This is a genomic window from Burkholderia cenocepacia (assembly GCF_900446215.1).
GTDB classification, from domain to species: Bacteria; Pseudomonadota; Gammaproteobacteria; order Burkholderiales; family Burkholderiaceae; genus Burkholderia; species Burkholderia cenocepacia.
Window position 1 is genome coordinate 345,881 of the sequence record NZ_UAQZ01000014.1, and the last position, 20,707, is coordinate 366,587.

Annotated in this window: 13 protein-coding genes; 2 read left to right on the plus strand and 11 right to left on the minus strand. The window is 66.1% G+C overall.

Annotated elements, in window-relative coordinates:
• The first annotated feature begins 175 nt into the window (after positions 1–175).
• Positions 176–1,405 (plus strand): lytic transglycosylase domain-containing protein, encoded by a 1,230-nt coding sequence (locus DTA15_RS28305; protein ID WP_006490616.1) that lies wholly within the window; start codon positions 176–178, stop codon positions 1,403–1,405.
• A gap of 65 nt (positions 1,406–1,470) precedes the next feature.
• Here the strand turns inward: DTA15_RS28305 and DTA15_RS28310 are convergent, their stop codons facing one another.
• The 11 genes from DTA15_RS28310 to DTA15_RS28360 form a co-directional block, all read right to left on the minus strand.
• The gene (locus DTA15_RS28310) at positions 1,471–3,594 is read right to left on the minus strand and encodes a phospholipase effector Tle1 domain-containing protein (RefSeq protein WP_006490603.1); all 2,124 of its coding nucleotides are present in this window, start codon (positions 3,592–3,594) and stop codon (positions 1,471–1,473) included.
• Positions 3,595–3,599: 5 nt separating this feature from the next.
• A complete protein-coding gene (locus DTA15_RS28315; RefSeq protein WP_012492520.1) occupies positions 3,600–4,079 on the minus strand; it encodes a DUF3304 domain-containing protein in 480 nt (159 codons plus the stop codon).
• A gap of 8 nt (positions 4,080–4,087) precedes the next feature.
• Positions 4,088–4,462 carry a DUF805 domain-containing protein gene (locus DTA15_RS28320; protein ID WP_006490533.1) on the minus strand — a complete coding sequence of 125 codons (375 nt, stop codon included), beginning with the start codon at positions 4,460–4,462 and terminating at the stop codon, positions 4,088–4,090.
• Entirely contained in the window at positions 4,459–5,349 is an 891-nt protein-coding gene (locus tag DTA15_RS28325) for a DUF4123 domain-containing protein (protein WP_012492519.1), read from the minus strand. The genes DTA15_RS28320 and DTA15_RS28325 overlap by 4 nt, the downstream gene beginning before the upstream one ends.
• Positions 5,350–5,354: 5 nt before the next feature.
• Positions 5,355–8,159 (minus strand): type VI secretion system Vgr family protein, encoded by a 2,805-nt coding sequence (locus tag DTA15_RS28330; RefSeq protein WP_006490576.1) that lies wholly within the window; start codon positions 8,157–8,159, stop codon positions 5,355–5,357.
• 342 nt (positions 8,160–8,501) lie between these two features.
• On the minus strand, positions 8,502–9,428 hold the full coding sequence (locus tag DTA15_RS28335) for a hypothetical protein (RefSeq protein WP_006490524.1): 927 nt from the start codon (positions 9,426–9,428) through the stop codon (positions 8,502–8,504).
• Positions 9,425–13,126 (minus strand): type VI secretion system Vgr family protein, encoded by a 3,702-nt coding sequence (locus tag DTA15_RS28340; RefSeq protein WP_012492517.1) that lies wholly within the window; start codon positions 13,124–13,126, stop codon positions 9,425–9,427. Before DTA15_RS28340 ends, DTA15_RS28335 begins: the two co-directional genes overlap by 4 nt.
• 61 nt (positions 13,127–13,187) lie before the next feature.
• A complete protein-coding gene (locus DTA15_RS28345) occupies positions 13,188–15,587 on the minus strand; it encodes a T6SS phospholipase effector Tle1-like catalytic domain-containing protein (RefSeq protein WP_006490570.1) in 2,400 nt (799 codons plus the stop codon).
• On the minus strand, positions 15,584–16,192 hold the full coding sequence (locus DTA15_RS28350) for a DUF3304 domain-containing protein (protein WP_006490559.1): 609 nt from the start codon (positions 16,190–16,192) through the stop codon (positions 15,584–15,586). Before DTA15_RS28350 ends, DTA15_RS28345 begins: the two co-directional genes overlap by 4 nt.
• Before the next feature lie 84 nt (positions 16,193–16,276).
• Positions 16,277–17,131 carry a DUF4123 domain-containing protein gene (locus tag DTA15_RS28355; RefSeq protein WP_006490520.1) on the minus strand — a complete coding sequence of 285 codons (855 nt, stop codon included), beginning with the start codon at positions 17,129–17,131 and terminating at the stop codon, positions 16,277–16,279.
• A 2-nt stretch (positions 17,132–17,133) separates the two neighbouring features.
• Positions 17,134–19,929: a type VI secretion system Vgr family protein gene (locus DTA15_RS28360; protein ID WP_006490556.1), complete on the minus strand. Its 2,796-nt coding sequence runs from the start codon at positions 19,927–19,929 to the stop codon at positions 17,134–17,136.
• Positions 19,930–20,408: 479 nt separating this feature from the next.
• Between DTA15_RS28360 and DTA15_RS28365 the strand changes: the two genes are divergently transcribed.
• Positions 20,409–20,672, plus strand: a complete 264-nt coding sequence (locus DTA15_RS28365) for a PAAR domain-containing protein (protein ID WP_006490523.1) — start codon at positions 20,409–20,411, stop codon at positions 20,670–20,672.
• Positions 20,673–20,707: the final 35 nt, after the last annotated feature.

Sequence of the window (20,707 nt, forward strand, 5' to 3'; positions counted from 1 at the left end):
TTTTACCGATCACGCATCGCCGCGGGCCGTGATCCGGCGCGATAAAAATGCGCGGCGAACGCGCCGGCAAATGCAAAGGAAAGTTTGACGCGAGCCATTTGCCCGCCCGCTATGGCACACTTCGCGTCTGCGTAATTTCCTTGCACCGGGCGGCCGGATTCCGCCCCAACCTGCCATGCCGCGTCATACTACTCGCCCGCTCAGCCGCGACACGCTGACCCTCGCCTCGACGATCGCGCTGTCGTGCGCGCTCTGCGGCGTCGCGCGGGCCGATTGCCTGGACGACGCGGCCGCGTTCCAGCACGTGAGCGTCAGCCTGATGCGCGGCATCGCGCAAGTCGAATCGGGGATGAATCCGAACGCGGTGAACACGAATACCAACGGCACGGTCGACATCGGGCTGATGCAGATCAACAGCACGTGGCTGCCGACGCTCGCGCGCGAAGGCATCACGCGGGAAAGCCTGTTCGATGCGTGCACGAACGCGTACGTCGGCGCGTGGATCCTGTCGCAGAACATCCGCCAGCTCGGCCCCAACTGGAACGCGATCGGCGCGTACAACTCCGCGTCGCCCGACAAGCGCCTCGCGTATGCGCGCAAGGTCTATGATGCAATCCGGACCATGCCGGATTCGCCGGATACTCCCATGCCCATCCTGCCACCGTCCTTTACGCCGCCGCAACAGGCGCAGACATACAACCCGTTCGCGAGCCTGAGCGTGTCGGCGCCGCCCGTCACGCGTGCGCGCACCGTATCGCCGGCCCCGCCGCCCCCGCCGCAGGGCGGCCCCGCCGGTCCGGCCGGCACGTACAACTTCGGCTGGACGGTCACCGGCGCCGACCAGGCCAAGCCGACCCAGGTGTTCGACGACGGCGCGCGAATCTACGTGCAGTTCAGCGACATGAAGCACGTGCCGGCGATCTTCACCGAGACGTCGGCCGGGCGCGTGCTGATGTCGTGGGAGCTGCAGTTTCCGTATGCCGTCGTGACGCGTCCCGCGCAAACGTTAATCTTCCAGCTCGGGCCGTTCGAAGCGCGCGCGCAGCGCGGCGCGGCAGCCGCGGGCATGACCGCGCAGGCCGGAACGGCGGGTGCGGCGACAGCCGGCGCATCGGCCTCGGCATCGGCATCGAAGAAGTCGGCCGGTACGGCGGCGAATACGACGACGAACGCGGCAGCCAATACGGCCGCGAAACGCACGGCCTCGGCCGATGCGCTGTGGTACGTGAATACGCCGTCGACGTCGGGCACCGCGACGGCGTCGCCGTCGACCGCGAATGTTCCGGCCACGCTGCCGACGGCCGTCACGTCGAACACGCCGCCGCCCGCGCCGGCCCAAGCACCGGCCGCGGCCGCGCAGCCGTCGCGTGTCAGCGCGGATGCGCTGTGGTACATCTCGAAGTAACGCGCGGGCCCGGCTGCCTGTAGGCAGCCGGCGTCGGCGAGCGGCGGACTGCCGGACGATCGGGCCTATCGAACGGCCGTCGTGCCGGACGGTGCCGATACGGTCGATACCAGCGACTGATACATGTCTGCGACGCGGTCCAGGAACGACTTGTCGGGTGCGGTCGCGATTTTCTGCATCGCCCTCGTGTTCAGGTAGTTCTTGATCGACACGAGGTGGCTCCACACCGCCTCGACATCGCTCTCGGCCATGCTGTCGTGCACGTGCTTCACGAACAGCGGATACATCGCCTCCACCTGGGGCAGGCGCTCGCCCGGATTGTTCCAGAGCCAGAACAGCGCCTGCGCCTGCGGATCGGTGTTGAATATCGATGGTGGCAACTCGCCGCCGAGCTGCTTCATTGCCTGCTTGCCATCGAACCCATATCCCGGGCGCGTACCGTGCTGCTTCTGGAAATCGATCTCGCGCACCAGCTTCTCGTAACGTCCGTACGCTAGCGGATTGGCCGCGCCGCCGAGCCAGCCCGGCTTGCGCTGCGCCGCGGCCGCGCGATTCTCGGCCTGGTCGTACCACATGCGCAGCCACTGGATATACACGACCATGTGGCCCTTGAGTTCGCCCTGGATGTCCTTCGGCAGATCGGTCACGACGATCGGGCGCGGCGGCGCCGGATCGGGCACGCGGCAACCGTCCGTCATGTCAGGCACGGGCTTCGGATTGAGGAAATCGAGCGGCCCGATCGACGGCTTGAGCGTCGCCGACGGATAGCCGACACCTGTGCCCAGCGGCGTGAGCGGCGGAATCTCGCGTGTCGTCGCCACGAGCTTCTTGACTGCCAGCCGGTAGTCGAGCTGGAAATTCTGGATCTCGGGCGGCGCGACGATCTGCTGATACAGCGCACCGTCCTCGTTGGCCAGCGCGGTCAGGCTGGGCATCGGAATGCCGGCGCCGTACGCGCGGTGGTACATCATCTCGAGCGGCACGCGCGCCAGCTTGTCGGAAATGCCGTCCTCGCCTTCGATCGCGCCGCCGCCCACGTCCACCTGCGCACCGGGAAACAGGCGCTCCTGCCGCCGACCGCGCATGTCGGACGGGTCGACGCCGAGCATCGTCAGCGGCTTGTACACGCGCAGTTCGTGGGCGGCCGCGTAGTGCACGCATTTCTCGATGTCCGGCGACAGGATCAGGTCCGACGACACCGCGTTGCTCAGCGGGATGTAGCCCGTCAGCAGGTTGTCGTCGAAGCGGTTCGTCACGCAATCGAACAGCCCCATGAACTTGATCTTGACCGAAACGCCATCGTATTTCCCCCCCTTGGCCACCTCGTCGAGCAATTGCCTGGCAAAGGCGAGCGCAAGGCCGCCGCCCATGTCGTAGCCGAAGATCGCGACATGGATCTTGTTCACCGTGCCGGCCTGCTTCGCGCCGGCCACCGCCGCCTTGAAATCCTCTACCGCCGCCTTCAGGCGCGTATCCACGCCCGTATTGAATAGCGCGGCGCCCAGCTTCGTATCGCGCGTGAGCTGGAACGACTCGGCCGCCGCGCCCAGCGATTCCTTGCCGACCTCCTTCAGCACGGTTTTCGGAATCCGGTACGGATACTTGACGACGTCGCGCCAGAAGCCCTTCCATTCGTGCCGCAGATAGCGCAGCGCACGATTCTTTTCCGACCCGGGCCGCTCGATCGCGCGCTCGATCCGCTTGCGCGCGTCGCCCAAGCCGTCTTTCGTCTTGCCGACCAGCGTGTCGAACGTGTCGCTCACGCGCTTTCCGAACGTAGGATCACTGATCTTTCCACTCTGCTTCCACGCGTCCTCGGCGGCCTTCTGCGCCTTTTCCTTGACCTTGTCGACCGTCTGCTCCTTGAGCTTGTCGCCGGCTTTCTCGCTGACCGTATCCGTCGCCTTGTCCTTCAGGACCTCGCGCAGCACACCGGCCTCGGGGTCGAAATCCGCGCCGAGTCCCGGATAGTAGAAGCGCCGCATGTTCTTGTTCTTCTTGTCGTACGCGGCGTTGAACAGCTTCAGGATATTGGTTCGCGGACCGTCCTTCTCGCCGAAGCCGAATCCGTCGAAATAGAAGCTGACCCACAGCATGTGTTCGCATGCGGGACACATTTGCTCGGCCTCCGCCTTGACGCGGTCCGTCTCTGCGGAGACGGCGTCCTTCTTCAGATTGATTTCGGCCATGGCACTTACTTCTCCTGCGTCGGCTTGAGTTCAGGCGCGTTCATGTCGTCGACCCACTGCAGCTCGGCCGTGCCGTTCTTGCGGAAATACACACGCAGATAGCGCGACGTCGGCGATTCCGGCTGTGGAATGGTCACGTCGATCGTCTTGCGCTCGGGCGGGATGCCGCGCTGAATGTCGTCCAGCGGCTGCGCAAATTCCCAGAACAGCTTCACCTTCTGTCCCGGCGTTACCTTGCAACCGCAGGCAAAGCCGCCGCCGCCGCCGAATGCCTCGCCGTCCTCGCGCGCCGACGGATTGCCGAAGCATCCCGACTTGTGCTCGTTGTCGAGCCAGAATTCGTGAAGCTTGCGCCCGTACTCGTTGTATCCGGTGACGCACACGTTATGCGGCTCTGCCGATACGTCGACACCGTGCTTGCTGCATGCGGCAAGCACGCCAAGCCCGACCAGCGCCACAGCGTGCATCCCTGCTCTGAATTTCATCGATACCCTCACAAACTTGCGTCGTTGTTGCCTGCATCCGGCGATGGCGGACCGAAGCGGTTGCACGCGTCGTCCCCGCGATAGAACCCGTTCATCGCAATGGTGATGAACGCGCCTCCGACCGGGATCGCATGAAGAAGCGTCCACCATCCGGACTTGCCGATGTCGTGCCAGCGCCGCACCGACACCGCGACGAGCATCCAGATCATCACGATCGCGAATGCCCAGCCGACGACATCGACGAACGTCGCGATACGTTGCGCTGCAGGCAGGTCGGCGAGCGCGTCGAACACGGAGCCCGCAATCAGCCACGGCACGGTCACGCCCCACCACTCGATGCGCCCGGCCCGGCCGCGGAATGAAAACAGGGCGGCCGCGTTCATTGCCGCGCCTCCTGTTTCGTCTCGGCATTCGCGGCATCGATCTCGATCAGGCGATCGAGCAATGCGTCGCACAACGCGTCGTGATCATGCCGATACGCAGCAATGCACTCGGCAACGACGCGCTCGTCGTCGAGCTCCACGTGGCCGACCATCGCCAGTGTCGCACCGATCCGGTAGGCAAGGCGGTCGTCACCCAATCCCTGCGCATCCAGCACGCGGATCAGACGACGCATGCGCGCGTAAGTATCGAACGGATCCGCGTCGACGGGGATCCGGCCGTTGCGTCGCAATTCGGCGAGCACGGCGTCCGGCCGGCTGCCGCGCCGCAAAGCGTCGAGCTCGCGTGCATCCACGCATGCGTAGAAGATTCGTTCGTGCCGGCGCGGATGTCGTACCGTACCGACGGTGCCATCGCGACGCACCCAGGTCCACGACACGCACGGCGACAACAGCGCCTGATAACGCGACTCGGACAGCGCGCCCGCCAGTGTCTGAAACACCGCCGCGTCGTAGAACCGCAGCAGTCCGTCGCGATCGTCGGGCAGCGTCACGCGCGTCCTGACGCCGAGTTTCGGCACGAGTTCATCGAGCGGATAGACGCTGACCAGCGACAGAAACGCGAACGGCCGCCGCGCGAGCTGCCGTTCGAGCAACGCCGGCACGTGCGGTGCACGATAGTCGCACACCAGCGCACAGACCTCCGGATTGCTCGCCTCGGGCTGGCCAGCGAGCACGTTGTGAACCTGTCCTGCCGCAATCAACTCGCGCCAGGGCGCCGCGTTGATCGGCAACTGCGACGCATCGGCCAACAGGTAGCGATGGGCATCCGGAAACGCTGCATGCTCGGCGGCCGCCGTCGTTTCCCATGTCTGGAGCAGCGCAGTCATCGTCGTCACCCGCGCGTGGCGATCGCTTCGTGGCGATGCGCGAGATCCCGCATGCATTCGACACATGCGGGCTTGTTCATCGACGGCAACTGGACGTTCGCGGATCGCGGGCCAGTCAGCGTGTGCTGGGCCGCATGGAACGTCGCTTTGCCCGGCGCGCCGATCACGATGTCGTTGCCTTCCATCTTCAGGAACGCGTTGGCCGCCGTCAGCAGCAGCCGCTTCGGCGACTGCAGCGCGACACTTGCCTTCGCGCTCGATACAGTCACCGCACGCTGCGCACTGGCGTCGAGCGTGCCGCCGTTCTGCGCCTGCACGGTGACGGCGCCCGTCGCAGCATGAAGCGCGATCCCGGCCGCCGGCACGGGACGGCTGCCGCCCGGGGTGCCGTGCGTGTACAGCGCAATGCCTTCCTTCGCGACGATGCTCGACTTGCCCTGGACCGTGACCTGCACGTCGCGTCCGGCGCTCAGTACGGTTTGCGTGCCCGACGTCCACACGTGGCTTTGCGCCGTCAGCGCAGCGACGCCGGCCGCGCCGTGCGCGACGAGATGCGGATGCTGCCACGCAACCGCACCGCCGCCGGCACCGCTCGCGCCACTGCCTTCGCGCGTTGCGCCGAGCGACACCTGGCTTTGCTGCAGGCCCTCGATCGCCACGAGCGGCGATGTCGTGTCGCCGACAGACGCGACACCATCGGGCTGCGCCGTGCTCGCGCCCGGCTCCGCACCCTGCTTGCGCGCGAATTTCGCAAGCCCCTGCAGCATCTCGCGTTGCTGCGCGAGCACCTGGCTCGCGGCACTCGCGTCCATCTGGTTCACGCCGGGCGCCGTGCTGATCAACAAGCCGGCGCCGGCGCGCAGCGCGGCGGCTGCCTGCGTCGACAGTTCGGCGCCGTAGCCGCGATCGGCCAGACGCCGGTTGTCCTGCACCTGCTTGATGTGCCCGAGCGTCAGGCCGCTGCCGTGATCGGTCGTATAAAGGCGCGCACTCGACTGCCCAGCCGTATCGTCAAGCATGAATTGTCGCGAGCCCCCCGCGCCGGTCTGACTCGCATTCAGATCCTGCGTCTTGAACCCGGTCAGCACGGCTGCGTGGTCGTTGCCGGCAAACCAGGCCGCCGCATTGGCCGTGCTGCCGCTCGGGCCGCCCGCCAGCGCATTGTGCTGCGCGTCCGCGTTGCCTTGCCCGTTGTACAGCGCGGCGACCGCGATCGGCCGGTCGGGCTGGCCTTCCAGCCATTCGGTCCAGACTTCCTGACCGACGCGCGGCACGCTCACCCCGCCCCAGTTGTCGCCGCCGATCGATGTCACCATGCGCGTCCAGGTGCCCGCGCCACGATCGGCCGGCGCGTTCGCCGCGCGCGGATGTTCGTCGCGACTCGCGGAATTCTGCCCGCGCTGCGCATGATGCTGGATCCGGATCCGGTGATCGCGTTCGGTATGAACCGGATCGCCCGCGCCGACCACGATGCTCGTCTGGGCGCCCGGCATCACCGCGACCGGATGCACGCGTGCGCCATGCCCGCTCGGCGCCAACGGCCGGTAAGCCTGGTCGAACGGCAGCGCGGCGAAGCGGTTCCGGTACACCTCGTCGCCGTCTACCAGCGCGCCGCCGGCGTGCGTCGTGGCGTCGAATGCCGCGTGCAGCGCCTGCGCGTCGCCCGGCTCGCCGGGCGCGATATCGAGTCCCGGCGGAATCGCGCCGAGCCGTTGCGCGATCGCGCCGTGCACGTCGGCGCTCACGTTCGCACGCGCGTCGTGCTCGACGCGCAGGCACACGAACGCGCGCGATGGATCGAGTGACGGATGCCGCGACATCGCGAAACGCAGCCCGGGCCGCAAATCGCGACGCGTGCCGCTGCCTTCGGTTTGCAGCGCCGCCACGCGCTGCGCGTCGAGTTGCTGCTGCGCGCGCTGGTCGCCGATCGCGGCGGTCTGGAACGCGTACGGGCCTGCGACATCGCGATCCTCGCCCGGCGCGACCGCACCGCTCGCACGCACGCTGGACGGACGGGTCGACAGGCTTCGGTGATCCCAGCTTGCGCGTGCGATGCTGCCGATGCGCCAGCGGCGCGCATTCATGAATTGCCGAATGCCACCGCGCGGGTCGCCGTCGCTCGTCTGATGGAAGCCGATGACTTCGGGTTCAGCCGGGGCGAAACGCTGGTTCGTATCGGCCAGCACGAGCGTGTGTTTGCCCAGGTCAGTCGAGTGCGCGTCGCCCTGGTGTTCGAACCAGTAGAAGATGCCCTCTTCCGCCCACAGTCGTTCGAGAAACGCGAAATCCGATTCGCCGGCCTGTGCGGTCAGGCTGCGGTTCGCATATTTCGCCGGGTCGGCAAGCGCCCAGCGCCATGCCGGCGCGATCGCGCCACGCGCATAGTGCGCAAAGATCTGCTCGCTGATCTCGACCACGCTCGCGTTCACGAAGTTGTAGCTGTCGACGCGCTGATGCAGCAGCGCGAGCCACGGTTCGACGACGAGCCGCACACGCGCGAGCCCGCCGTTGTAGCCGACGCGTTCCGCGGCCGTCACATGGCCGTGGAACGGGCGTCGTGCGCCCTGCCCGTCCGCGACCTGCCATTCGATGAGGATCGACGCGCCGATCAGTTTGTCGAGCGGCAGGTCGGGCCGCTCGGTCAGCGCGGTGAGCTGAAACCGGAAGCCGCCGCGATCGAGCGACTCCCATCCTTGCAGGCTCTCGGCGACAAGCTTGTCCGCGCCGAGCGGCGTGGTCAGCCACAGAAACCGGTCGTGCTGCGACCAGCCGCGGAAGAATGCCTGGATGAGATCGGATTGGGTCGACATGATGTTTGGCTCGGGGTTCGCTGGGCGATTTCTCAAATCAGTTCTGCCATGTATTTTTCGATGCCCGTATATTTCGCCGCCGGCATGATGTCCATATCCCGATCGGCTCCGCACACGGGGAAACGTCAATCCGCATCACGCCGCTCCCGCGCCGTTGCTTTGCCCGACCTCGGCATATTGCCGACTCGGGATCGCAAGATTGCTTGTGCAAATGTCCATTCCATCGATGCGCGCCCCGTGCCGCCTTCATCGCCTGAATTCGAGTTCGACCGGCATGCGATTCGAGTCGGAGCGAATCGACAGTGCCCGACGACGATGCGTGTGGCCTGCGTCACGTCAGGGTCACTTTCCCGTCAGTTTCACGTTTTCCAGCCGGTCCATCGGCGTAAAGAACCGCCCGTCCATTTCCTTCGGACGAAGAATGTCGAGGTTCACCGTGCCGACGAAAATATAGTTGCCGGCATCGACGCGCCGCATCGCCGAATGATCGGCAAAGGTCAGCGCAGAGTACGGCACCACGAATTCCACCCGCTCGGGCTGGCCCGGCTTGACGACGATTTCGCGGCGGTAACGGCGGGACGTGTCGCTCAGATATTTGCTGACGAGCCTGACGTCGAATTCCACATTGTCGCTGCCGCCACCGATCTGCACATATTGCAAATCGGGACGCGCCAAATCCGCCGACCAATGATCCGGACCATCGACCGTCACGTCCTGCTTGCCGTCGTTCGAGAACGTTACCTCGATCACAAGATGCTCTTGCGCGGGCCGCACCGAGAATGTCGGATGCAGATTGATTTCCGGGGTGCCGCGCGCCAGCAAATCATGGGCAAGATCGTAAAGTACCGACAGCTTGTCGTTGAATTGATCGTCGAACTGGTAGTTGTACGTGCCCTCGTAATGGTGGCCGCCCTTGTCAAACGAATAGACGAGCACGGCCCCCTTGTTGATTGCATGGATCTGCGGAATCGCCCTGCTGCTCAACGTCGCCTTCACCAGGTCGACATGCTGGCGATAGGTTCCTGTGAGACTCGCCGTATATTTTCCGATTCCAAAGTAACTCGATGGCGGCATCGGGTCGATATCCCGGCCCCGCGAAAAATACGACACCGTGTGGCCATCGGCCGTGAAGACCATCGACGGCGACGGATTCATCTGCCCCTGTCCACTACGAATCTCGAAATAATCCGGGCGATCTTGCGCAAGCGCCATGTCCAACACTCCGAAAGAAATCATCGACATCACAACAACGAGAAAAAAGCGCTTCATTTCAGCACTTCCCAGTCAATTCCGGTCTTTTCGTTGAACCAGTCACGGAAGCCGTACATGTAGTACTTCGGAATTTCCGGCTTTTGCGTGTACATTCCGCGGCCCATCAAGTTCGTTTCGGTGGTGCGCTGCCAGTTGTCGTCGAGCTGTGCCATCGTCACGTCGACCAGATGTCGCGAGTTGATGTACTTCCCGAACACGGCGCCGCCGTCAACAAAGTACTCATCCGGCCACCCGAACAAGTGCCCGCTCTCATGCGCGATCGCATTCTGGGTCGATACCGGGACAAACCGTTGCTGCTGCGGGTTCCACTCGACTTGCACTTCCCCCCAATTCTCCGAGTTCGCTCGCGTCACCTTGGGAAAGAGATTGATCTCGGCATGGCATCTCCCGGTTTGAACGAGTTCGACTTCAAGTTTCACCTTGACCTTGCATGTACATGCCTTGCCGAGCGGACACGCCTTCGGCTGCATCGAGTAATTCCCCCGGTTCAGTCCTTCCTCGATGCGCTTCTTGAAGCCCGACACGGCAGCAAGACCACCGGGTCGGTCCACTACCCTGATGATCAAGCCTTGCCGTATGCCATCGCTGTTGTACGGCACCGAAAACGGCTTGCCCGTCGCCGGATCCATATGGACGCGCCCCTGGTTGATCCAGTGTTGATCCTTCAGATGAACCTTGATACGGACGGTTGCCGTCAACGTCGCCGTCGCAGGTGCATAGCCGATATCGTACGTCCCGGTCGATGCCGCATATTGAAGCCAGTTGAGTTGCCCATTCTTCAACTTCGGATTGCCGCCCTCATCCGTCTCATAATAGTCGGCGGCCCCCATACTGACGGTATGCTCTTCCTTCTTGATCGCGGGGACGTGAAGGTTGCACGGTCCACTGTGCGCAGCCGCACCTTTTTTCGGCATGCCCTCCAGCTCACTGGACACGGGTGGTGGCGTCGAATAACCGAGAGAGGGACCGGATCCCCTCTCCGCCGCCGTGGGTGCAGCCGCGGAAGGCGCGGGCAGCGGTTGACCGGGCGCACGGGAAAATGCCTGCGCCGCGCCCATGGCACCGCTCGCTGTCGGTAGCGTCGCACCGACGATCGAACTCGCCGCACCCACCAAACTTCCGCCCCCTGCCACCGCCCCTCTCCCCGCCGGACTCGCCGCCAGCGCCTGCACGAGAAAGTCGCACGGATCGCCTTGCGGCAACACCGGCAGCGCCGGCAGCTTCACGCTCGTCGCCCGCGGCCCCGGGAACGGATGCCCGCCCGCCTTCACCGCGAATTGCCCCGGCGTCTCGACGACGATATCGCCACCCTTCAACGTGATCCGGTTCGGCCCCTGCTGCAGCACGATCGCGTCCTGCGCGAGCACGTCGACGCGCTCGTCGGTCGACGTCACGCGCACGGTCTGGTCCGCGAGAATCTCCATCGTCGACGCATGCGCCTCGACGCTCACCGGCCCTTCGCCCGCGATTGCCTTGAGCCCGCCCGCCACGCTGTACAAGCTCATCGCATCGCCCGTCGCCGCGGCCACGGTGGCACCGGCGCCCACATGCGCATCGCCTTGCGACGTCAGATGAACGTGCTGCGCCGCATACGACACCGCACTCTCCGGCGTCGTCACCACGATGTTCTCCGGCGACTCCATCAGCACCACGGGCGTCGCGAATCGCTCGACGGGATCGCCGCCGTCGCGCTGCGTCCCGGTCGGCTTGGTCGCGCTCTGACCACCCACGCTGCCCGCGTACTTGCCGTCCTGCGCAGGATCAATCGCCTTGAGGAAATCAGTCTGCGCCTTGTTCGCGCTCAGGCCGGCCGCCTGCGCACCGGTCGCCGCCGTGTCGAGTTCCTGCGCCGTTTTCGCCGCGCCCTTCAATTGCTCCACGCGTTCGGCGACATCCATCTGCGTCGACACGCCGAGCCGGCGCGCGGTACTCGACATCAGCACGCCCGCGCCGGCCCGCACGACACCCCATCCCTGCGTCGCCAGTTCGAAGCCTTCACCGCGATAGGCGCCGCGCATCGTCCCCTGCTGGTCGATCAGATAGCCCTGCGCGAGGCGCGTGTCGGCGGTCGAATTGCTCAGCTCGTGACGCAGTTGTCCGGCCGCATCGTCCATCACCCAGCGACTGCCGGGTTGCCCATCGAGGGTTTGCGTCTGCAGGCCCGTCAGTGTTCCTGAATGATTCGCGTCGCTGCCTTCGCCCGCGGAGAACGGCGGACGCACACGCCCGCCGTACACCTGGCCGAGCACGACCGGCGCATCGATGTTGCCCGACTCGAAGCCGACCACCACTTCCGCCCCCACGCGCGGTACAAACGCATGACCGAAATTCGGCCCGGCCGCCTGTTCGGCGACGCGAACCAGAATGCCCGAACGGTGATCGCCCGGCGCGTGGCCGGTCGGATTGGACCGGCTTGCCGTATCCGTCAACCCGCCCGGCAGCGGCGCGACACCGCGCATCCACGGAAACTGGATGCGGACCTGGTGATCGCGCGTGCTGCTGACGCGCCCACCCGGCTCGCCGACGACGATCGCAGTCTGCACCCCGTACACCGTCGGCCGGTCGCGGAACGGCGGCACGATCGGCGTGCCCTCCGGCACCGCGACGAAGCGGTTGCGATACAGCCCCTTGTCGAGCTCGCCGCGTCCGAACAGCTGGCCGATCTGCGCGCCGAGGTTGTTGACGGCCTCGTGCTCGATCGACAGCGGTACGAATCGCACGGTGCCGCCCAGATAGTCGTTCAGCGTATGGACCTTGCCGGTTTCGAGCGTGCGCGACGACCCGCCGCCACGGTAGACCCGTTTCGCGAGCTGCAGCGCGTCGAGACGCTGTTCGGCGTAACGCTGCGCATCGCCGCTCGTGTCGAAGCGGCCTGCGCGCTGGCCGTCGTAGATCTCCCGCACCGGCAGCAACGGCGCGTCGGCATCGGCGGGCTGTTGCGCATGGCCGGCAAGCGCATGAAGTTCGCTGGCTTTCCAGCTCGTCGCCACCACGCGATCCGGCACCAGCTGACGCCGATCGGAGAATTGCGTCATCACGCCGTCCGGATCGCCGACGTCCTGCGCATTGAATGCGATGGCGCTGCCGTCGGGCAGCCGCGCATGGCGGTCGAACACAACGACGGTATGGTCGCCCGACGGCGCCTTCCCCGCGTCTTGCCCGTGCTCGATGCGAAACGACAACCCGGCCTCGGACAACTGCCGCGACACGAAATCGAGATCGGTTTCGCGATACTGGCCGCGCAAGCGAAACGATCGCAGCGGCTCGACGAGTTCATAGCGCCAGTGCGCTTCCGGATAGTCGCCGAACACACGCTCGCAGATCCCCTCGGCGTCGAGGTCGACGAAATAGAGGCAATTGCGGCGCAGCTTCAGCAGCGCGAGCCACGATTCCATCGTGAGCCGATAGCGCGTGAACTCGCCGTCGCTCTCCGCATAAGCGGCATGCGTGACGTAGCCGTTCCAGCATCGTTCGCCCGCCGCCGTCGCGAGACGCAGCCGCACGGCGCTGCCGATCAGCGGCGCGAGATCGAGAAACGGCTCGCTCGACAGCACGTCGATCTCGAACCGGAACGATTCGCTGATCCCTTCACGACCGTGAAAGCGCTCTACGACGAATGCGTCCGGCATCGCGGTATCGATCTGGATATGACGGGTCGCTTGCCCGTACCCCGTTAATGCGGCAACTAGATCCATGTCGTTTCTCGGCAATCGCGCGCGAATGCGTGTCGCGCCGGCTGGTTCGTATCCAATCGGTTCATCGGAACAGCTTGCTCATGTCGACGTTGCGCTGCATCTGCTGACGCATCGCCTCCATGTCTTCCTGCACGCTCGGCACATGGGGCGCGTCCCAGCGCACGCCGTTCACGTAGACGGTGCGCCAGCGCAGGTAGCCCCAGACGAACGAAAACTCGCGCCCCGAATCCTGCAGCGCGAGACCACCGGTGACTTTCGGGTCGGTCAGCACGGCGCTGTCGGTCGGCGCGGTGGCATCCCGGGCCGCGCGGGCTTTCTGTGCAGCCTGCTGCGCGGCGTCGTAACGTTTCAGGATGCCGGCCTGCTGCGCGGTCAGCGGCGAACGCGGTTCGGGCTCCGGCGCGACGTTGGCGGCCGGCCCGAGCCCGAGCGCACCCGCCCCCATCATCTGCATGATCTGCGACGGTCCCGGCACGCCAAGTTGCTGGCGCTTCTTCCACTCGGCGTGCTTGCGCTCGAACTCGGCCTGGCGCGTTTTCAGCGCTTTGATCTGGTTGTGGTTCCACACGTCGTCGTCGTCGCCCAGCGGCTTGAACCATGCGCGCGAGTCATGCATGAAGTTGTCGTACAGCGCGCTGATCGGCGCTTCCGGCGGCCCCATGTTCCAGTCGCCGCGCACCTCGAGCCACTGCTTCCATTTCTCTTCGAGCTGCAGCTGGAAGAAATCCTCGGCGCGCTTGGCGCTCGCGCGCACGAGCGGGCCCACGAACGGAATCGCGGACTGCAGGCCCGCGGCGATCGGCAGGACGGCCGGCGAAATGACGGCCGCCGCCTTCGGGTTCTGGGTGATCTTCCGGCTGACCGTGTTGCCCGCGTACCGGCTCACGGTCGGTCCGCCTTCTTTCTCGCATTCGAGCAGGTCGCGCCATTCAAGCCGCAGTTCCTCGTTCGCGCTGTCGAGATCGACGGCATCCTGCGGATAGGCAGCCTTGGCGGCGAGAAACGACGGTTGCGAACGCAAATTGTCGAGCCGCATCTTGCGCCAGCGCAGGTAAAGCCCGTAGTGCGCGCGCATCAGGCCCGGCGTGCCGTGCTCCTTCGCGTAGTAATAGTCGGCGCTCGTGCTCACATAGGCGGAAAAGGCGCGCTTGAGCGCGGGAGAAATCGCGAATGCCGCCGCGGCTTCGGCAGCGACACCGGGCCCCTTGATATCGAGTGGAACACCGGCCTTGCGCGCTTCGCGATACATGTCGAGCAGCGGCACCTGCGACAGCTTGTCCGCGTCGCCGGTGCCGCGCCCCTGCTCGCCTGGCCCGTAACCGCCGCCGACATCCGAATGCACGCCCGGATAGACGATTTCCTCATGCCCGTCCCGCGACGCATCGATCAGGTCGAGCGGGAACGATCCGCGCGGCTCGTGGGCGGCGACCATATGGACGCAGCGGCGCACGTAGCGCGGCACGCCCATCAGTTCCTTGCGCCCCCAGCCGCCGTGCCCGTCGAACAGCGTCGCGGCCGTGCTTTGCGCGATGCCGACCGACGCGACCGTATCGAAGATGCCGAGAAAGTCGTAAGACACGGGCACGCCGCACAGGCTGAAATCGGGGTCCAGCGCATCGGCCAGCCAGTTCGAGAACGTGCGGGCCTCGGCCGCCCCGCGCGAAAAACCGAACACGTACAGCCGAATGCGCTGCAGTTTCGGCTTGCCCTTCACCAGCAGATCGCCGACGCGCACCTTCAGCTGCGCGCACCGGGCCCGCAATGCGACGCGGCGTTTCTCGTCCCATGCGCGCATCGTCGCGGTCCAGTTCGCCGTATCGACTTCGCCCTTGAGCTGCGCCCAGATCGTGTCGCGATCCCAGGTCAGTTCGATCCCGTTCTGCTCGGCGGCCATCAGCTTGAGCGCACCGACGCTCGAACTGCCGCGCGCGTTGATGTCGCCGAGACTGCCCGGCTTGGGCGGAGTGCCGCCGAGATCGATGCCCTTGAAATTCAGGTCGACGCTGACGGCCTTCGCGAGTTCCTTGTCGCTCTTGCCGAGCGCCGCGGACAGCGAATTGCCGAACGCGTGCGCATGCACGACGTTGTGGATCTGCAGCAGCGCCCAGTTGATGCGCCCCTCGCCGGCCCATCCCGTCGCCGCGCCGGCCGCGGCCTGCAGTCCGACGCCCTGGTCGCCGATCTCGTCGACGAACGGCGTGCCGACGCCGGCCACGTAAATGGCACTGTGATACTTGTCGCGCGGAAACACGTCGAACAGCCGCGCGACGTTGCTGTGCTTGCCGCCCGTGCGATCGCGATCGGCGTTGTTGCGCGTGCCGTCGAAGAAGATGCCGACATGCAGCGTCTTGCAGCAACTCATCCCGTCGTCGTCGTGCAGCCGACGCATGATCGCGTCCTGCTCCTCCCGGGTGACGACGCCGACGTCAGGCCGGTCGGCGCTCGCGAAGCGGAAACTCATTGCATGATCCTCTTGTCGGGATTCGGGCACTGCGGGTCGCTGTTGCGCAACGTGAAGTTCCCCGGGCACGCTTCATCGGGCGCCTGGAGATTTTCGGGGAAGCCCCGGTAGCCGGGCATCCACTGAGACGCATAGACCTTGATTCGATCGTGCGGAAAGAACAGGACCCACAGGAAGCCGTCCGAGAATGTGTCGTAGCGCTCAACCGGTACGACCCGGCTCGCAAGCGCCTTCGGATCCTTCCTGTACAGGTTGTCGTCCCGCCACTGCAGGTTGACGGTCAGTCCCGGATGCCATTGTTTCGGCAACGCGACGCAGCAGATGATCGCGCCGCCGCCGCTGCCGATGCGCGCCGGCACCGTCCCGCCCCAGGTGCCGTCGACGTAGAACGCGCCGATCGGAACGTCGGTGTAATTGAGGGCATTCAGCTTCAGCCCCATCGTGCCGGATGCGGCCGCCGCACCTGCGCCGCTCGACGCCCCGGCCGCAGTCGACGCGGCAGGCGACATGTCGGTCGCACGCGAGCATCCGGCCGTCCCGAGCAGGATGGCCATGAACATCAGCAGCCGAGCGGCAAACGTCGTGGAACCGGCATTCAAACTCATCTTTTCATCCTCTTGTCCGACGCCGTGCGGCGTGGATCGCTATCAACCACGTGCGCTGTCGCATGCACGCAAACCCGTGTCGTTCTATGCGGACGACGTCGCCGGCGCGAGCTCCGTCACCAGATACCCGGCCGCCACGAGCGCATCGAGCGCGGCTCGCGACGCCGCCGCAGGGGGGCCGTCGTGCCGCGCCCACGCCGCACTCACACACGCATGGGCTTGCGACGGCGTGGCCACCAGACGGCCGAAACTCTCCGGACGCTGGCGAACATGAAAAATCAGCGTGTCGATCTTCGCAGCCTGTCGAAGCCATTCGATCTGTTCGTCGTCGAGCACGTAGGGCTCGCCGCTGCGCCCGGCGTCCGCTTCATCGCCGGCCGCCTCGCCCACGGTGTCGAAATCGAGCGGGACGAGCGCGCCGGTGCGATCGAACACATGCCACGCGTCGATGCCATTCGTGAAGCGGCGGCGCTGTGCGGGCGTCAGCGCCGCGAGCCACGCGGGCAGGCAACGCGTATCGGCGAGACGCACCAGAAATGCTTCGCCGTCGGATGCCGCACTCGCCTCCATCTGTCCGCGCAGATGCGCGGCGAGCGCGGCCGTATCGCGCGCGCCATGCAGCAGGCTCACCATCGGTCGTCCGGACGTCTCGCGCAGCACGGTCTCCAGCATCGCCCGGCGCGCCGCCGCGTCCGCCGGCAGCGGTACGAGGCACGGCGAAATCGCCAGCAAGTCGTCGCCGTCGTACACCCCTTCGTACAACACGACGGCATCGTTGCGCTCGACCGCGGGCATTCGGTCACGCAACGCCGGCGCGAAACTCATGTCGAGCAGCAGGTGCCAACGGCCGTCGGCCGGCACGCGCTCGAAGAGCGCATTCAGCCGGTCCGGCGTGTCGTCGGGATAGCGGTCGATCCAGTCGGTCGTTTCGATCGTCATGCTCAGATCGCCTTGCCCGCGAGTGCGCTGCCCGACTGCATCGCGTGCAGCAGGCATTCGACACAGACCTTTTCGGGAAACTGCGGCAACGGCGTATTCAGTTGAGCGGGCCCCACGAATGCATGCTGCGCGGCATACACGACGAATTTGCCCGGGCAACCGAACGTGACGTCGCCACCTTCGATCGTCACGTGCGCCCCTCCGCTCACCGCGAGATGCACGGTCTTCTTCGCGGCGATCTCGACGTCCGCGCTCGCGGACGCGAGCGTCAGATCGTCGCGCGCGTGCAGGCCCAGCACATCGCGCTGCGCCTGCAGCGTCAGTCCGTCCTTGCCGGCGATCATGCCGATGCCGACACGCTCCGCATGGCTCGCGCCGGCCAGCCAGCCGATGCCTTGCCCGCTGTGAATGCGCAGCTGCTGCGCAGCGGCGAGATTGAAGTCGCCACCGCTGCCGAGCGACAGCGTTTCGCCGGCCGCCCATTGCAGGGCCTGGCCGGCAACCAGCCCGTGCCCGCCCCGTGCCTCGATGCCGAGCACGGCGTCGCCCGTGTGCGGCAGTGCGTTGCCGGTCGACCGCTGGGCGGCGTCGGCCGACGCCTGCGTGTAGCCGTTCGCGCCGACCGTCGTCGCGAAGCTCTGCGCAAGCGCATCCAGCGGCGCGGCGCTGCCGTTCAACGACGACTGGCCCGCCTGCTCCACGCCGCGCCGTGCGGCGAACGGCAGCGTCCCATGCGTATCGGCCGTCTGGTCGAATCGCCGAACCAATGCGGTGTGCCGCGCGAGCAGCGCCTGCAGCGCGGACGCATCGCCCGCCGGCTGGGCGGCGCCGGCAGGCGCGTAGCTCGACACCAGCAGGCCGCGCGTCGCACGCATTGCACCGTACGCATCCGAGCGCAATTCGACGCCCTGGCCACGAAAACTGCCGAGATAGTTGTCCGCCTGATGGCGCAGATGACCGAGGTTCAGTTGCGTGGCCGCGTGCGTAGTCGCCATCTGCAGGCGTCCCATGCCGTCCGAATCATCGGCGACGAGCTGGTTGTGGCCATGCCCGTCGAAACCCTGGCTCTTGAAGCCCGACAGCGCGCCGGCGTGATTGTGACGATCGGTGCCGCCGCCGGCGCCATGCCACGCGGGGCTCAGCCCGCTTGCCAGATTGCCCTGCGCGCTCGGCGCATGATCGCCCGCCTGCGTGTAGATCGACGCGTCGAGCGGCTTGCCGGCCGCCCCGCCCGGCGAAGGCGACTCGCCGCCTTCGCCGCGGCCATTGAACAGGCCGCCGAGCACGATCGGCCGGTGGATCAGCCCATGGTGAAACTGCACGAGGACTTCATGACCGATGCGCGGCAGCTGCTGAAGGCCGTGCCCGTCGCTCGCGAGCCGTTGTATGGCGCGCGTCGGATACGTACCCGCATCGTCTTGCGCCTGCCAGTGGAAGCGAACGCGCAACCGCCCCTGCGCATCGGCGTGCACGGGCCCCGTCGAACCGGGCCGTGCGTCGCCGGCCGGCCCGACGACGATCGCCGTCTGCGCACCCAGTGCCGTCGGAACCGGATTGAGTCGCTGCCCGGTTCCGTCGGCCAGCGTGGGCCGCCAGACCTGCGTTCGCGGCACCGCATCGAACCGGTTTGCATAACCGCCGGCCTGCGCTTGCCGGACCACGCGCGGATCGAGCGCCGCCGCCGGCAACGGCCCGAGTCGCCGTTCGATGGCCTCCATGACGGTCGCCGGCAGATTGTTGATCCCGACGTGCTCGACGCGCGTCAGCAGAAAATCCTCGGGCGCCGCGGCGCCGCGCACGGGCTGCCAGCCGGCATCGACGAGTTTCAGCGCGCGTCCTGCGCGCGCCGTGCGCAGCGTGCCGTAGCCGGTCCAGAAACTGGCGCGCGACACGATCGCATCGGCCTGGCGCCTTACCGTATCTTCCGCTTCGCGCAAGCTGTCGAACGCCTCCGGCCCGACGTCGTCGTAGAGTTCGCGCGCGCCCGCCGGCCGGCCGAGCGTCGTACTCGCGGTAGTCGCCCGGTTCACGCGATAATCGCTGCTGATCAGTGTGATGCGATCGGCCGTCAGCGACAGCGACTGCCCGATCCCGAGGATCACGTCGTCGGCGCCGGTCGCCGTCCCGCTCGAGCGGCGCGGCACCCCGCCGCGTCGCGCGGACGTATCGTCCTCGGCCAGTTGCGCGCTGTCGTCGAAGACCAGCATCGTATGCCCGGCAGGCGCGTCCTCGTCTTCGACGAAGCAGAACCCGAGGCCAGCCTCGGCCAGCAGATGCTGCACGAATTCGTAGTGCGTATGGGTTCGGTACTGCACGCGATACGCAGTGGGGCCCAGCGCATCGAGCCGCCGGCCAGCATCCGGCGTGAGACGCCACCGCGCGATCCCGGCGTACGGCGCGAACACCGTGTCGAGCACGTCGGCAAGCGTCTGGTTCACAAAGGTTCGCTCGTCGCGCGCATGCGCGAGTGCGGCAAGCCACGGCACGATCCGGAGATGGTAGCGAGCGAGGCCTGCGTCGTAGCCCCTGCACTCGGCCTCGGCGACGAGACCGCTGCGCAGCGTCGTCGTGCCGTTCGCGAGCGTGGTGCGAATCGCGACACGCTGCCCGAGCATCGCGTCGAGATCCAGTGCAGGATCCGTCGACAGCGCATCGACGTTCCATTCAAAGAGATCGGAGAGCGATTCGCGGCCGGTCCAGCGCTCGATTTGAAATGCCGCAAGCGCGCCCGATCCGTCCAGCGAATACAGGCGATTGAATGCGCCAAAAAGAGACGCAAATTCCGTGATGACGCTCATGCGATCCCGCTCTCTCAGGATTTGACGTTTTTAAATAGATATTGCTGCGACGAACACGGGATGATGCACGATTGCCGGCATCGCGCGATCGACATGCCGATCCGGCGGGAAATGCGCGGGCTCCCCCGCAACACCGCCCGCTGTCTGGCTGTACGCACGCCAATCGGATCAGGTGATGCGACCCCTATTGAAGCTTACTATTTTAGATTACGTCGCGGGGCTTCGCCATAAGCAAACAGACCCGGATTTAAAAATGCCGGCCTTGACGTGCGGCCATCACGCACGATAATGACGGCCTTCGGCTCGAAAGCTACATTACGGCTCAATCGAAACAGGCAACTATTGCCGAAAGGTAATAAATACCCGATTCAGCCGAAATCGATTCGAAAAACGTTGCCGATGACACGCGCGCGCCCTCCCGCACCGGGCGGCAAAGCCGCGCTGCATCGTCGATGATTCCAGCCAGGAGGCCTATCCGGATGACCAAACCCTTCATCGTCCTCGGGGACAAGCACAGCCATGGCGGCACCGTGACAAGCGCGTCCACGCTGTCGTCGGTCGACGGCCGCGGCATCGCGCGCCGCAACGACACGGTGACGTGTCCGATCCATGGCCCGAATTACATCGTCGACGGCGACGACACAATGATCGTGCAGGGCGAAGGCGTCGCGCGCGACGGCTACAAGACGGCCTGCGGCGCCGTACTGGTCGCGAGCCGGACGGCGGGCAGCGACGGCAACTGATACACGACGCCGCAAGTCACGGGGGAATCGACGGA